Genomic DNA, 15122 nt, shown 5'->3' on the forward strand with positions numbered 1-15122 from the left:
CTGCCGCCACGCCGGCCTTGCATGACCACAGACGGCACGCCACGGCTGTCTGCTGCGAGCATGGCTTTGGATTCTGCCGCGCCGACAAAGCCCACCGGGAACCCCAGAATCAGTGCTGGTTTCGGCGCACCGGCGTCAATCATTTCCAAAAGGTAAAACAACGCGGTGGGCGCATTACCAATCACCACTACGCTGCCCTCCAAATGCGGCCGCCACAGTTCTAGGGCGACGGCAGAACGGGTGTTGCCTTTTTCCAGCGCCATCTCGGCAACACCGTCATCTTTTAGGGTGCAAATCACCGGGTTGTTGGCGGGCAAACGGGTACGAGTAACCCCTTCAAGCACCATGCGCGCATCACACAAAATCGGTGCGCCAGCTGCCAGCGCATCGCGCCCAGCTTTGCCTGCTCCCGGCGAGAAGCACAAGTCTTCAACGGCATCGACCATGCCGCATGCATGAATCACCCGAACGGCCAATTTTTCGAGGTCCGCCGGGATGCCGTTGAGGTTAGCCTCAGCACGAATAATGGCGAACGAATTGCGATAGATCTCTTGACTGTCGCGGATGTAATCAATCATCGGGGTTGCTCCGTTGGCGGGCTTCAAGCCAATCGCCCGCCGCTTCAATAGTAAGGTTACGCTCGCGCAGAACACCGAAACCTGGGTGTTCTGATGCGCGAAGATAGAGGTCGTAATGACCGGGCGCCACCGCCAGCAAGGTGACCGGCGCCACATGGGCCGCCGCGCATGAGCGCTGGCAACCCGTCAGATGAATCGTCAGCGGCTGTGATAAACGACCCGCGAGTTGTCGCGCATCCTGTTTGGTATCAGCCAAACCCTTGGCGCACGCACTGGAACCGGTACAGGCAACTACATGCGCCAGCGGATTTTGTGCGTCGCAAATCAACCCCAAGGCTTGCAGCCGTTGCGTGACCTGCGACGCGTCCGCGGCTGGCACATTCGGTAGCAGCACGCTTTGCCAAGGCGTAAAGCGCAGGGTGGCATTGCCGTATTGGGTCGCTAACTGCGCCAATTCGTTGAGTATCACTGCATCCAGTCGGCCCAAGGGCGGTGCTGCGACCACATAGACACGCCCGCCTTCCTGCTGAGGATAAGTCCCTATCGGGCTTTGCACGGCCAAAACGTCACGTCGCCATGTGGTCACCGGAACAATCGGTACAGCAATCCGCAACGCCAATTGCGCAACAAAATCAGTCACTGCCAGGTCTTTGAACAGGTGACGCATGCGCGTGTGCTCAGGGCACGCCAGATCCAGAAACAGGGTAAGGGCAGCCATCACCAGTTCATGCCCCTGTTCAAGCGGCACGGCTCCTAGCGGCGCATCATGGGCCGGGCATCCCGCGAGGCCAAAGGCCAGCAGGGTTTGGCCCTTGCAGGTAAAGGCAGACAGCCAGAGGTCGTGATGATGTTCGAGCATCGCCAAGGCTTCGCCGCCGTCCAGTTGCACGGCAAATTTGGCCGACAACTCAGCAAAGCGTGATGTGCTTTCAAGGCTGACGAGGATCTGTCGCGCCAAAGGCCAGGTATCAAGGGTTTGTTGCGGATCGATGCCAGCCGTTGGGCTGAGCATCAGGTTGCGCACATCGTCACTGGCGGCATTGGCAGGGCCGAGCCCCGCCGCCAGTAAGGGTTCAATGAGCGCGGCATGCTCGGAGCCGATACCGCGAATTTGCAGGTTGCTGCGGTTGGTGACTTCAATCACACCGCTGGCGTAGCGCTGCGCCACGTCTGCCACCGCCTCAGCCTGTTGAGCAGTGATTACGCCGCCCGCCAGTTTGACGCGACAGATCCCACCATCCATTGCTTGGACGATGCGCAATAGCCCTGGGCAGCCGGAGGGCCGCACAGGCGTCGTCACAGGAAACTCAGGTGGCAAGGTCAAGGATCAATCCAGAGCAGGCAATGCGCTATTGCGGGTCGCGCATTATGCCTGCTTTGAGCGACGTCATGAAAAGCTTGCCGGACGGAATACCTGTAGCCTCTTGGAGCCTCGCTTCTCTGCTTTAAGACAAGACCGGATAGACACGCCCCAAATGCACGATCAACAGCACCAGCGTATCGGCATTGGCCAGCATCAATTCCATACGTTTGACGGGATCATTTATAAAGACCAAACGCGCCTGCTCCAACGTTTCCGTACCTGCAATCTCTAAGACGCGACTTTTGGCTGTGCCATTGGGTATGTCCTTCCAACGCATGGTTTCGGGGTTTAACTCTTGAAAAAGGTTTTCGGTTGCAATGTACGGGGAGTGGACTATCTGAATCTCTTCAGCGAGATCTTCAAGGTAACGACCAAACGGTTGATTCGTGTCGATCAAGTCGCGATAGGGGAATCCAGCGTTCAAATAATGAATGTCCTCGGTCTCCAACACTTCATGGGTGATCTCGTGCAGCAAAAATGAGGCACGCATCTGCTGGTTGACCGGAAAGGACGCTGACGCGGCCTTCAAATAGGGATGACTCAAGGCAAAAGGACGCTCAAAAATGGTGCTAAAGAACACTTCCGTCAAATAGATCCTCTTGGCACTGTCTGCACGATTAACAAACGCTGAGGCCGGCGAGTCGAACCGGGAGCGGCACACCACATAATTGCGCGAGGTCAGAGGCGATAGGTCGGGGTGTAGAAATCGCGCGAGCAAGGCATCAACGCAAGAATGGACATGCTCAATATGAGCAGGCTCCAGCACCTCAAGATTAAAGAATTTTTGCAGGTACTCGCGGTTTCTTCTGTTAACGCCTCCCGGTGCTTCCAAGCTATGCAGCGCCTGGCTGGTGCGCTGCAAGTAGGTCGAGGCCAACTCATGCGCCTCCCGGATGCGCACGGCCTTGTCAGGAAAGCGCCGCTGGATGCTATTCATGCCGATGGCCTGAATTTCATAGGTCAGCGAATTCGCAACCAAGGTGCCATACCCGCTCATGGACGACGCGACAGACCCGCCACCCAGCAGCGGCTCACCGACGTCCACCTCCCAGTGTTGTTGCGTGTTCAGTTTGATCAGCGGACCCGATCGAGATTCGCTCAGGTAGATTCGCCAGCGATTGCGCCACATCTGCACCCGAAACACCTGCGCGCCTAGGTTGACATAGTGCTGGTCGCTACGCGGGTCTTTGTAAATCTGGGTTAAAGGGTCGCGTTGTAAATCGACCAGCGCGACATCATTGGCACGAAATGACATCAGCGCCTGCGACGGCCCTTGAAACTGCAAATCAGCAACACGCTTTTCTTCAAAATAAGGTTCGCGTTCTACCGATCCAATAAGTGAGCGCCAGGTGTGGCGCGTCGTCGCTAGGGTAATCAGTGACATGGCGAAATCAGCCACCGACTCAACCCATTCACCCTGTTTTACCGCGCTCACACCTTCGCGCAGTAGGCCAAGGCCCTGCCACACTACAAGCGGCACACTCAATTTGCCGGGCACAAACATGATGGCGGTATTGATCACTAGGGTGAATACATATTTGAACGACTCCCAGTCAGCCTGTGCGGTGGTTTTGGACTGTAAGGCAGCCATGTCCAGCAATAAGTGGTAGTTGTCCTTGTACAAGGTTGCAAATAGATTACCGGTGATGGGCCGATTGGCCAGTGCCACGGGTGCCGGGGTTTGCCAGACGTCTTGCAACGTCGAATCCAGACCGTGCGGCAAGTGCGGCTCGACAAAGCCTCCATTGGCATAGGTTTTGCGGTCAAAGGCAGGCAAACGTTGTAACACCAGAGTCTGTAAGGCCACCTGGGTGTAAAGATCGGTCAGCAATTGCCCTTCGCTGGCGTACTCCTTCAGTGAAAAATGCTCGCTATACATGACCCATAGCAGTTGCGGCCCCTTGTGAGCGGCTTGCGGCCCCACCACATAAATGCCCGTCGCAAGATCTGGGGTTCGGCCGCTGTCTGCGATGAGTTCGAGTGGGCGGATGATCAGGGGTTCCCCCTCGAACGGATCACGAGCCAGACCGTCGGGGCGCTCAATTACGTGTTTGAGATAGCTGTACGCGGTTGCCGACAGCGACCCGCTGAGTTTTCCTTTGAGCCCCTGTTCCAGTATTTGCAGCACTAATTGCTCAGAAAATTGCCGCTGTCGTTGTGCGGCCCCCTCACTTTGCGGCGCCAATGCCCCGGTGAGTAGCGTTTTATAGGTGCGTCCAATATCAAGCCTTCTAACCAAACGCTTCACGTAACGCGCATCCAGCGTCAGCGGTAAGACGCTGCCGTTGGGCGCCCGCACAAACATCGCGCCACCCTCTAGCCTGTTGAAGCCGGTGAGTGCAAACCGGGTCAACGACTGGATCTCGCGGGTAGTGGCCGCAGCAAGAAACGACGGGGTGCTACCCACTGCCACGGGAGCGGCCAAATACGTATCGAGCACAACCTCAATGGTATCCACGTCCAGCTCAGCCTCTGGAAAGTCCAGTGCTAACTGCGTCTTGAGTTCAGTGTGAGCGTAGTACTCAATATCGGGGATGTCGTGTAGGTACGAGCCTTCATTTTGCACAACGCGTTGATAACGCTGTAGCAGATTGGCGTACGCCAGTTGATCGTTTTTGGAAGCGTCTTTTAACCACGGCGCCAAGGCACTTTCAAACTGCTGCGTGTTAGCCATTTCAAGCTGGCGCTCTAAACCCAAGCCAGCATGCCCCTCGACTAAAAGACTACAAGCCAGATGCTCAAAACCTTGCGCCGATAAGGGAACTTCACGAGCCAGACGACACACGTGTTGCACGTCCAGCAGCACGTTATCAATCACTGCCACCTGGCTCTGATACACAAAGTCGTCGTCCATGCGCTCAAAGTAAACCCATTGATTCTCCCCTTTCACCGCCCAGTCGATGCGACTGTCAATGTGCGCCGTAATCGGTGCTTGCTGGTCATATCTAACCGTGCCCAATAGGTCCCAACGCAGGCTTTTATCGAGCAGTAGCGCCTCCAGATGAGCGTTGCATTGATCCACTGAGTTAAAACAGTTAAACCCTGAGACTGGCGTCCAGAGCACTGCCCGCCCTGCGCTGGCAGACTCCTGCCCGCCGCGCTCGGTTATCAACAGGCACTGGGTCAGTCTGACCGTATTCAAAACCCCGCCAAGGTTCAGAAACACTTCAAACACGTCGGGTATAAACGCGTCGAGAGCGGGGCGCAGTTTACTGACCGGGTAAGTCAACACTGTCGAAATGATGCGTTTATCTTGCGTATTAAGCGGGGCACCCAACAACATCAAACGGCTATCAGCGTGCAACATGACATGCCGCAGCGTGGCCAAATGCCTTGCCAAAGCATCGGGGGCTTGCGGGGTATAGGGGGTATAAAAAAACGCCGATAAATGCTGCTCGTAAGCCCGATCAAAACCCTTCGCGAGAGCGTCCAGTTGGGTCAACAGTTTGGTCCCGCTCAGATGCCTCAGCGGCCTGAGCTCCCTATCGAGCGAGTGCCTGAGGCCCACCTGAAGAAAGTCCGGATTCTGCGGTAATGGGTGACAGCCCGTCACACGCTCCAGCAGCGCATCGACCAGCGTCAGCGTGCGCGTCGGTATGCGGGCAGCCGAGGACTCATCCGCATCAAAGACCTGTACCCACAGTTGGCTAACGTCCATAAAACGTTGGCCCTCTTTGTTCAACTGCGCCGACCATAAATAACGGGCAAATGAACCTGGGGTGGGCCAAAGTTTGAGCAATGCCGTTATCTGTGCTTGAGTTTTGGGGAGTTTGAGACTCAACGCCTCTAATAATCCGCTTTCGCTCATCTTCCAAGGCAAACCAACACTTTCGGGTACAAAACGGCTGTCCCAGCGACTGCGACTGTTGAATTTCAAGAGTCCCGGGTCGATCAGGGCACGAACGTCGAGAGCATGATCTACTGCTGCTAAAGCCAGCCGACCGGCTTGAAATTGGCCCGCCCAATAAACAAAATCGCGAATCTGTTTAGCCCGCACGGCATGCACACAATCATCAAACGTGTCCCCCGTGAGGGTTTCAACGCGCAAGGTGGGCGCGATCATGCCCGCTAACAACGCATGCTGATCCTGAGGGGCATAGCGAGCAATCTCGTCGAACGTAGCGGGACTTCTCAGTTTGCTCAGCACATAGCTGGGAAGCCGGGCTCTGGACGCTAGCTTTACCAGCCCTGTAGAGGCTCCAAACACGTACACGCCGTTGTTCTGGCCGGGGAAATAGAGGCAGTGCAAACCTGCTAGCTCGACCTCTGCGCCTGTGTTCTTTGATACCAGCAGGCGCGCGACCCTGACACTGGCCTCGTCATGCGGGGAAGCAAGTAGCGACTGCAACGCCTGAAATGCTTGGGGTGAAATGTCGCCTCTTTGGCGCCCCAGTAGCAATTGCTGAAAAAACAGGTCACCCAAGCGGGCAACGCAATAGGCGTGCGGGCTCGGCTGGGCGCCCTCTGGCTGGTCCCAAAAAACCGAAATGGCTTCACTCATGCGCGTTGTGAGGTGTTCGGTTGCCGAAGTAAGCAAGCGGCTGAAGCGCTTTTCAACATCAGCCATCTGCTCATGGGGGTTGCGCATAAAAGGCCCGGTGTAGGTGTACCGCTGTTCTGTGGCGAGGTGCCCGCTGACAAAAAGCGCTAGCGCTGCACTGCTCAGGCTGATCGTGGGTTCAGATTGCCCAGCCGAATTTGACGCACTGGCTCTGAAGATGGTGTGAGCATCAACAGGCTGGCCAGGGAATGCCTGCTCAAGCTGGATCTGCACCTGCGCATCTATCATCCCTCGTAGGGTAGGCGTAGCCAGCAGCCGCTCGAGCGTATCGGCTTGGCTACTGCTCAAAAAATCACTGACGGTTTGGCTGGCGCCGGCTAGGATCGGCGAGTCCAAGGCACGTGTTCTGAGTACCAGATCACCCGCTTGCTTTAGAAAAGGTCGTACATCGACGGGGGTGAACCGCAGGATAGATTCACGTTGCAGCACATCATCTAGCTGCAACTCAAGCGCAGCACGCACCGCCTCGAGGTCGGTAAATTTCTCAATCTGCCCCAAGGGTGTCAGCAAAAAAAACGACGCGTGCTCGGGTAATGATGGCGTCAATAAGAAAGCACCTGCCCATTGAGCTGGCCGACACTGATGACGACTTAAAAATAGACTGCTCGCGTGTACAGGCACCGGATTATTGGGGTTTGGCTCGTAGCTCAGCGACCTGGTCAGCCAGTCATGCTCAAGCGCAGTGACAGCCCCCGAGGTTTTCGCGGCGTCCAAGTTACTCTGATAGAGGCGTTTCATAGCCTGCGCGGAATGAAATGGATAGACGTTGACGCTCATGGGAGCTCCTAGCGATTGCCGGGGCCGTCTATCGGGCCCCTGAAATACCCAAACTCTATCGCGCCCCTCACAGCGTCTGGCACTACATAGTTAAAGTGCCTTCAATCAGATCCCGTGTGCAGGTACACCACTGCCGAGTCCAAGGCGCGCTATCATGCGCGCGGCTCCAACACAGGCGGGCCGACGACTCCATCGACGCTCAATAAGAGGATAGGCATGGCTCCCTGGCTAACAGTGGTGGGAATAGGTGAAGACGGCTTCAGCGGTTTGGGCAAAATCGCCCGCCGCGCGTTGTTGAGCGCGACACGTGTTTTTGGCGGGCAGCGCCAGCTGGATTTGCTACCTGCGTGTATCCGCGCCGAACGTCTGGCATGGCCAAGCCCTTTTTCGCTGGCCCCGGTGCTGCAATTACGTGGCAAATCGGTGTGCGTGCTGGCCAGCGGCGACCCGATGCTGTTCGGTGTTGGCGCGAGTCTGGCGCGGGTCATTCCCAGCGAAGAGACACAGGTCTTGCCCTCGCCCTCATCCTTCTCGTTGGCCGCTGCACGCTTGGGCTGGGCCTTGCAGGACGTGGTATGCCTGTCGGTGGTAGCCCGCCCAGTCGCGGCGCTCACTCTTCATCTGCACAGCGGCGTGCGTCTGTTAGTGCTGAGTAATGACGGCAGCAGCCCAGCGGTAGTCGCGGCGCTATTGCGCGAGCGCGGCTTTGGCCCCAGCCGTTTGTGTGTACTCGAACACGTGGGCGGCTCGGCCGAACGGCGCGTTGAGGCACGCGCCGACGATTGGAACGCCCCGCCCATCGCAGCGCTAAACCTGATTGCCATTGAGTGCATCGCCTCCCCTGACGCGCAACCGCTGTCGCGCATGGGCGGATTGCCGGACAGCGCCTTCAAACACGACGGCCAACTGACTAAACGCGATGTGCGCGCCATCACCCTCGCCCGTCTCGCGCCCCTGCCTGGCCAACTGTTGTGGGATGTCGGCGCCGGTAGCGGCTCGATTGGCATTGAGTGGATGCGCACCTACCCAAACTGTCGAGCGCTGGCCATTGAAGCGGATGACGGCCGTCAGCAACTGATTGAACATAACCGTGATGCCCTAGGTGTACCCGGCTTGCAGTTGATCCGCGGCAAGGCACCGCAAGCGCTGGAAGGTCTTGAACGCCCAGACGCGATTTTTATCGGCGGCGGCGTGACCCGCGAAGGTGTCCTCGATACCTGTTGGCAACACCTTAAGCCCGGTGGGCGACTGGTGGCCAATGCCGTGACCTTACAAAGCGAAACTTTGCTGATGAGCTGGCGCGAACACCACGGCGGCGAGCTGACGCGAATACACGTCGCGCAAGCCAAACCGCTGGGCGACTTTGACACGTGGCGCCAAGCACTGCCGATAACCTTATTAGAAATGACCAAACCCTTCGATGCGTGACGAAACCGCCGAACAACCCGCACCGCTGCGCAGTGGGCTGACCACCGGCAGTTGCGCTACCGCCACCAGCCTAGCTGCCGCCCGCTTGTTGCTCAGCGGGGAGCACCATGACGCGGTGGAGATCACCTTGCCCAAAGGCAAAGTGGTGACGATGCGCCTAGAGTTTTGCCGTTTGCATGAACAAGGGGCTGAGGCTGGCACGTTCAAAGATGCAGGCGACGACCCGGACGTCACCCACGGCGCCCTGCTGTATTCACGGGTTCGCCTGTTGCCTGAAGCGGGCGTGACATTCGTCGCCGGAGCCGGGGTTGGCACCGTCACCCGCCCCGGACTGGTGCTGCCTGTGGGCGAACCGGCGATCAACCCCGTGCCCCGCAAAATGATCACCGATCACCTGCTGCAACTGGCCGCTGAACACCATTACAGCGGCGGCTTTGAAGTGACGATCAACGTACGCAACGGCGAAACACTGGCGCTTAAAACCATGAATCCACGACTTGGGATTCTCGGCGGGTTGTCGATTTTGGGCACCAGCGGCATCGTCCGGCCGTTCTCCTGTGCGGCCTATATTGCGTCGATTCACCAAGGTATCGACGTGGCCAAGACCAACGGCTATTTGCACAGCGCGGCGTGCACCGGTAATGCCAGTGAAGACACCATGCGCCATGTCTACAACTTGCCGGAGATAGCGCTGATCGAAATGGGCGACTTCGTCGGCGCGGTACTCAAGCACTTGCGCAAAGTCCCTGTGGATAAGTTAAGCCTGTGCGGCGGCTTCGGAAAAATCAGCAAACTGGCCGCAGGCCATATGGATTTACACAGCCGACATTCCAGTATCGACCTGCCACAGTTGGCCGACTGGGCCGCAGCCATTGGCGCTGACGAAGCGTTGCAAAACGCCATTCGCCAAGCCAATACCAGCCAACAGGCGTTGGCCATGGCCAGTGCGCAAGGCATTGCCCTGGGTGATGCGGTGTGCCAGCACGCACTTAATTTCGCCCGCAGCGTGCTGCCTAAGCAGGTGCAGGTTGAGGTCTTTGCCATTGATCGCCAAGGGGCGATTGTCGGCCACGCAGGAGCGTTCGTATGAAGCGCGTGTTGCTACTCGGCGGCGTGACAGAGGCATTGGCCATCGCCCGAACGCTCGGCCCGCAGCACATTTACAGCCTAGCCGGGGTCGGCCGCGTACCCACCGACTTACGCTGCAAAGTACGCGTGGGGGGCTATGGTGGCGCGCATGGTTTGGCGCAGTACATGTGCGAACAGGGTATCGACCTGCTGCTGGATGCCACTCATCCTTACGCCGCGCAAATCAGCCAGAACGCGGCCCAAGCGGCGACCCTTGCCGGTGTTCCGTGTTGGGCGCTGCACCGACCCGCGTGGGCGCCCAAAGCGGGTGATGACTGGCGCGAAGTGACTGATTGGGTCGAACTGGTCCACGCCCTCAAACCCTTCCATCGCCCGCTATTCACCTTGGGCCGCGAACCGCTGGGGCACTTGGATGAAATCCCTGCGAACCAGTTTTGGACCTTACGCGCGTTGGACGTGTACCCCGGCAATGAGCGCTGCGACGTCATCGGCGCTCGCGGCCCCTTCCTGATCGAAGCAGAACGCCAGCTTTTTGCGCAACGCCGCATCGACGTTCTCATCAGCAAAAACAGCGGCAGCAGCGCCACCGAGCCCAAATTGGAAGTCGCCAGAGAGCGTGGGGTGCCGGTGTTGATTCTTAAACGGCCACAATTGCCTGAGGTTGATCGGGTGTTTGGGTCAATTGAGGAGGTGTTGGGAGGGCTGCACCAAGAACAAATTGCGTAGGAGCTGCCGCAGGCTGCGATCTTTTGTTTTGAAGATCAACAGATCGCAGCCTTCGGCAGCTCCTACATGTTCACTCCTGCGGTTACGCTTGCTTTCGGCCTCAGGTGAGCAAATCAACATAAAAAGAGACTGGGGACTGTCGTTTGATTCGTGCCGCTCTCAATGAGAGAGTTCGCGCTAAAGCCCAGAGCTTACAACCAACATCAGAGCCATAAGCTTCTTGGTATTGCTTTAAAGCGACATTTAGCCACACGCAGACTTTTTACTTACACCGCTCATTCAGGCTAAATAGCGGCCTTGAACGCCTCACTCATGGAACATGTCATGTCCCTACAACGGTTTGCATTGGCTTGGATCGCCTGCTTTGCAGTGCTGTTCAATATGCTCGCCATGTCAATGGCCGGGGCCATGACCGTGTCCAACAGTGGGCCGGCCGAAGAGGTGATGTGGAGCAGTTTCTGCACCTCCACTGGCACCAAGATGGTCGCCGTGTCGCTGGGCAAGTTCGACAACGCTGATAGCCACCAAGACGATCACTCCAACATGCAGCATTGCTGGTGCTGCTCAGGCGCAGCGCCGCTGGTGGCGCTGCCCGCGCATGTCCCCAGGCTGTATTTTGCCGCGATAGAACGTGGCCACAGCCAACTCCCCGATCACCTCAAACGCCCAACCCCGCGCCAGCAATGGCCGAGCCTTAACCCCCGAGCGTCGCCCCTGGTTTGATTCAGCCTCGCAACCCTTTTGCGTTTTGAATCATTCTGGAGAATGACCATGTTGAATCTGTCACTGTTCAAGCACGCCGTTATTGCGGCGGCTTTGTTGTTGCCTGCCTCATTTGCCAACGCCCATCAGTACAAAAGCGGCGATCTGGAAGTCACTCACCCCTGGTCGCAAGAGCTGCCGCCCAACGCGCCCACCGTTGCCGCGTATTTCGAAATTCACAACACCGGCAACACCCCTGACCGTCTGCTCAGTGCCGACACCTCGATTGCCGAGGGCGCCGAGTTGCACCAGCATGTGATGCAAGGCGATCTGATGCGGATGCAGCCCGTCACCGACGTGATCGTGCCGCCCGGTGGCACTGTGACCTTCGGGCCAATGGCCTATCACGTGATGCTGGTCAACATTAAAGATCGCAGCCTGTTGCAAGACGGCAAACGCTTCCCGCTGACCCTGCACTTTGAAAAGGCCGGAGCAATACCGGTTGAAGTCTCAGTGCAAAAACAGGCGCCACAAGACAGCATGGATCACGCGCACAGCCACTAACGCTCAAGGTCTTTGAACCCGGTGCGCGCTCCTCGCGCCAGGCGCTCCATGTCGCAGATTCGCGGCAGTTGGTTGAGCCTGTTTGCCATGCTGATGATCTTTATCGGCCCGCTGATTTCCCAAGCGGTGCCGATGGATCATCACGCCTCTATGCCGATGCCCATGTCGATGGATATGGGCATGGACATGTCCGCACACGGCGAACACGCCGAGCATCACGCGCCGTCTGCCGAGCATCATGCGCTGTGGGAAAAGTGCGGTTACTGCACACTGCTGTTCAGTTGCCCCGCACTGCCCCACACCGCTGATATCAGCCTGTTTACAGCACACCCTAGCAACCGTTATTTGAAACAGTTCACGCGGTTAGGCCATGCGCTGCAACCGATCTTCCCCGGCGCTCGTTCGCGCGCCCCTCCCGTATTCGTTTAAGCACGCCCACAACACTCTTAACTTGGCCGACCTGCTGGCGCTGCTTTAAATAGCCGCAGGGCGTCGGCCGTGTTGTTTTCGCTTGAATATTGGAATGCCTATGTCCCGCATTACCGCTGCCTCCCGTTTGCCACACGCGCATACGGTTTTGCCGTTTGCCTTGAGCACGTTGTGCTGCGCGTTGTTGGCCCCTGCAGCTGTGGCCCACGAGACGGTTGATGAACACGCCGCGCACGCTACTGAAATCAGCCCGTTGGTCATCACCGCGATTGCTCCCAGCTCACCGCTAACCATCATCACGGACCCCAAAGAACCGCGCCAACCCGTCCCCGCCAGCGATGGTGGCGACTACCTGAAAACCATCCCCGGCTTCGCCCTGATCCGCAACGGCGGCACCAACGGCGAACCGATCCTGCGTGGCATGTTTGGTTCACGGCTCACCATCCTCACTAACGGCGGGCAAATGCTCGGCGCCTGCCCGGGCCGCATGGATACGCCAACCTCCTATATCGCGCCGCAAACCTACGACAAACTGACCGTCATCAAAGGCCCGCAAAGCGTGCAGTGGGGGCCGGGCTCGTCGGCGGGCACGGTGTTGTTTGAACGCGAACCCGAGCATTTTGGCGAGTTGGGTACTCGGGTTAATGCCAGTATCTTGGCGGGTTCCAACGGTCGTTTCGACAAGACGCTAGATGCCGCAGCCGGTGGCCCGCAGGGCTACCTAAGGGTCATCGGTAATACCGCTCGCGCCGATGACTACAAAGACGGCAACGGCGACACCGTGCCCTCGCGCTACGACAAATGGAACGGCGACGTCGCCCTTGGCTGGACCCCAGACGCCGACACTTTGCTTGAACTTACTGCGGGCAAGGGCGATGGCGAAGCCCGTTCGGCCGGACGCGGTATGGACGGCAGCCAGTACAAGCGCGAAAGCCTTGGCCTGCGCTTTGAAAAGTCCAATATCAGCGACGTTCTCGACAAAATCGAAGCGCAGGTTTACTACAACTACGCCGACCATGTGATGGACAACTACACCCTGCGCACGCCCTCGGGCACCGGCATGATGGCGGGGCCGATGGCCTCCAACGTTGACCGTCGCACCTTAGGCGCACGGATCAAGACCACCTGGCATTGGGCAGATGTGCAGTTGATCAGCGGCATCGACGCACAGACCAACGAACATCGCGTGCGCTCCGGTATGGGCATCGACACCTACAAAAATCAGAGTTGGACCAAGGACGCCGACTTCCACAATTACGGCGCCTTTGGCGAGCTGACTTGGTACGCCGCCGAACGAGATCGAGTCATTACTGGCGCTCGCCTAGACCGCGCCTCGTCCAAGGATTTTCGCGCCAGGCTAGGCTCGGGAATGATGAGCAAACCTAACCCTACCCTCGATAAAACCCGCGCCGACACGCTGCCCAGCGGCTTTGTGCGCTATGAACACGACATGGCCGACAGCCCGACTACGGTCTATGCCGGTTTAGGCCATGTGCAGCGTTTTCCTGACTACTGGGAGTTGTTCTCGCCGAACGCTGGCCCGGCCGGTTCTGTGAACGCGTTTGACGCGATCAAGCCTGAAAAAACCACCCAGCTTGACGTCGGTCTGCAATACAAAACGCAAAATCTGGAAGCTTGGGCCTCAGCCTATGCAGGCGTGGTGCGCGATTACATTCTGTTCGACTACAGCCAAACCAGCTCTCAAGCGCAAAACATCAACGCTCGCATCATGGGCGGCGAAGTGGGCGCTGCGTATCAGTTGACCGCTCACTGGAAAGCCGACGCAGCGCTGGCGTACGCCTGGGGCAAAAACACCACAGACGGCAAAGCCCTGCCACAAATGCCCCCGCTGGATACCCGACTCGGCCTGACTTACAGCGAAGACAATTGGAGCACGGGGGCCTTGTGGCGTGTGGTTGCGCGACAGGATCGAATCGACCGCAACGCAGGCAATGTGGTGGGTAAGGACTACGACAAGAGCGCCGGTTTTGCCGTGTTCTCGGTGAACGCTGCGTACCGTATCAACAAAAATTTCAAGGTCAGTGCCGGAGTCGACAACCTGCTCGACAAAAACTACAGCGAGCACCTGAACATGGCGGGCAACGCGGGTTATGGCTACCCGTCCAACGACCCAACCCCGATCAACGAACCGGGGCGCACGCTGTGGACCAAGGTTGACGTGAGCTTCTAACCCAACACTGCACCTGTAGGTGCGAGCTTGCTCGCGCCTACAGACGATGACTTCTTATGGAGCCGCTCCTGATGAGCCAACCAACACCCTCGTTCTACAACCTCGCTTGGCGTTGGCATTTTTACGCTGGGCTGTTTGTCGCCCCGTTTATGATTCTGCTGGCCCTGACCGGGATTATTTACCTGTTCAAACCTCAACTCGATCCCCTGCTCTACGACCATCTGATCAACGTCAGCCCCGGCCATCACAGCCTCAGCGCCGACGAACAGCTCAAACGCGTGCAAACCACTTACCCACAGGGCCATATCAGCCAATACCTACCGCCGATCAACGCTGAGCGCAGCGCTCAGTTTGTGGTCAGCAATCACGGCCGCGAACTCAATGTGTTCATCAACCCTTACAGCGGTGAAGTGCTGGGTGAACAAGACGCCAAACTCAACCTACAAGCGGTAGCGCGAGCGCTGCACAGTGAGTTGATGATCGGCACCCTCGGCGACCGATTGGTAGAACTCGCCGCGGGCTGGGGCGTGGTGTTGGTCGTGTCCGGCTTGTACCTATGGTGGCCGCGCGGGCACTCTGCGGCGGGTATTTTGTGGCCACGACTCAGCCGCCGCGGTCGGGTGTTATGGCGTGACCTGCACGCCGTCACCGAATTCTGGGGCGCGGCATTGCCACTGTTGATTGTAGTCAGCGGCCTGCCCTGGACCGGGTTTT

General features: G+C 58.0%; 11 protein-coding genes. 8 read left to right on the forward strand and 3 right to left on the reverse strand.

From position 1 onward, the window contains the following. The 3 genes from AQS70_RS01405 to AQS70_RS01415 all read right to left on the reverse strand — a co-directional run. The coding region (locus AQS70_RS01405; protein ID WP_055101160.1) for a precorrin-8X methylmutase at positions 1-578 on the reverse strand (578 nt) is incomplete at its 3' end. Beyond that, complete coding sequence (gene cobG, locus AQS70_RS01410) at positions 571-1821, reverse strand: precorrin-3B synthase (protein WP_420912327.1); 1251 nt, start codon at positions 1819-1821, stop codon at positions 571-573. The genes AQS70_RS01405 and cobG, both read right to left, overlap by 8 nt. A gap of 202 nt (positions 1822-2023) precedes the next feature. Next, positions 2024-7279 carry a dermonecrotic toxin domain-containing protein gene (locus tag AQS70_RS01415; RefSeq protein ID WP_055101161.1) on the reverse strand — a complete coding sequence of 1752 codons (5256 nt, stop codon included), beginning with the start codon at positions 7277-7279 and terminating at the stop codon, positions 2024-2026. Positions 7280-7495: 216 nt separating this feature from the next. Between AQS70_RS01415 and AQS70_RS01420 the strand changes: the two genes are divergently transcribed. From AQS70_RS01420 to AQS70_RS01455, 8 genes are all read left to right on the forward strand, one after another. After that, on the forward strand, positions 7496-8707 hold the full coding sequence (locus AQS70_RS01420) for a bifunctional cobalt-precorrin-7 (C(5))-methyltransferase/cobalt-precorrin-6B (C(15))-methyltransferase (protein ID WP_055101162.1): 1212 nt from the start codon (positions 7496-7498) through the stop codon (positions 8705-8707). Further along, on the forward strand, positions 8700-9797 hold the full coding sequence (locus AQS70_RS01425; RefSeq protein ID WP_055101163.1) for a cobalt-precorrin-5B (C(1))-methyltransferase: 1098 nt from the start codon (positions 8700-8702) through the stop codon (positions 9795-9797). Before AQS70_RS01420 ends, AQS70_RS01425 begins: the two co-directional genes overlap by 8 nt. After that, the gene (locus AQS70_RS01430) at positions 9794-10522 is read left to right on the forward strand and encodes a cobalt-precorrin-6A reductase (protein ID WP_055101164.1); all 729 of its coding nucleotides are present in this window, start codon (positions 9794-9796) and stop codon (positions 10520-10522) included. The genes AQS70_RS01425 and AQS70_RS01430 overlap by 4 nt, the downstream gene beginning before the upstream one ends. A gap of 324 nt (positions 10523-10846) precedes the next feature. Continuing rightward, entirely contained in the window at positions 10847-11245 is a 399-nt protein-coding gene (locus tag AQS70_RS01435) for a DUF2946 domain-containing protein (RefSeq protein ID WP_055101165.1), read from the forward strand. Between the two features lie 48 nt (positions 11246-11293). Next, on the forward strand, positions 11294-11788 hold the full coding sequence (locus AQS70_RS01440) for a copper chaperone PCu(A)C (RefSeq protein ID WP_055101166.1): 495 nt from the start codon (positions 11294-11296) through the stop codon (positions 11786-11788). A 48-nt stretch (positions 11789-11836) separates the two neighbouring features. After that, positions 11837-12217, forward strand: a complete 381-nt coding sequence (locus AQS70_RS01445; RefSeq protein ID WP_055101167.1) for a DUF2946 domain-containing protein — start codon at positions 11837-11839, stop codon at positions 12215-12217. Between the two features lie 100 nt (positions 12218-12317). Continuing rightward, a complete protein-coding gene (locus tag AQS70_RS01450; RefSeq protein ID WP_055101168.1) occupies positions 12318-14408 on the forward strand; it encodes a TonB-dependent copper receptor in 2091 nt (696 codons plus the stop codon). Positions 14409-14479: 71 nt separating this feature from the next. Beyond that, positions 14480-15122: PepSY-associated TM helix domain-containing protein (locus tag AQS70_RS01455; protein WP_162233860.1), on the forward strand; the 643-nt coding region annotated here is incomplete at its 3' end.

Origin of the sequence: Pseudomonas endophytica (assembly GCF_001411475.1) — a bacterium.
In the GTDB taxonomy this organism is placed as follows: domain Bacteria; phylum Pseudomonadota; class Gammaproteobacteria; order Pseudomonadales; family Pseudomonadaceae; genus Aquipseudomonas; species Aquipseudomonas endophytica.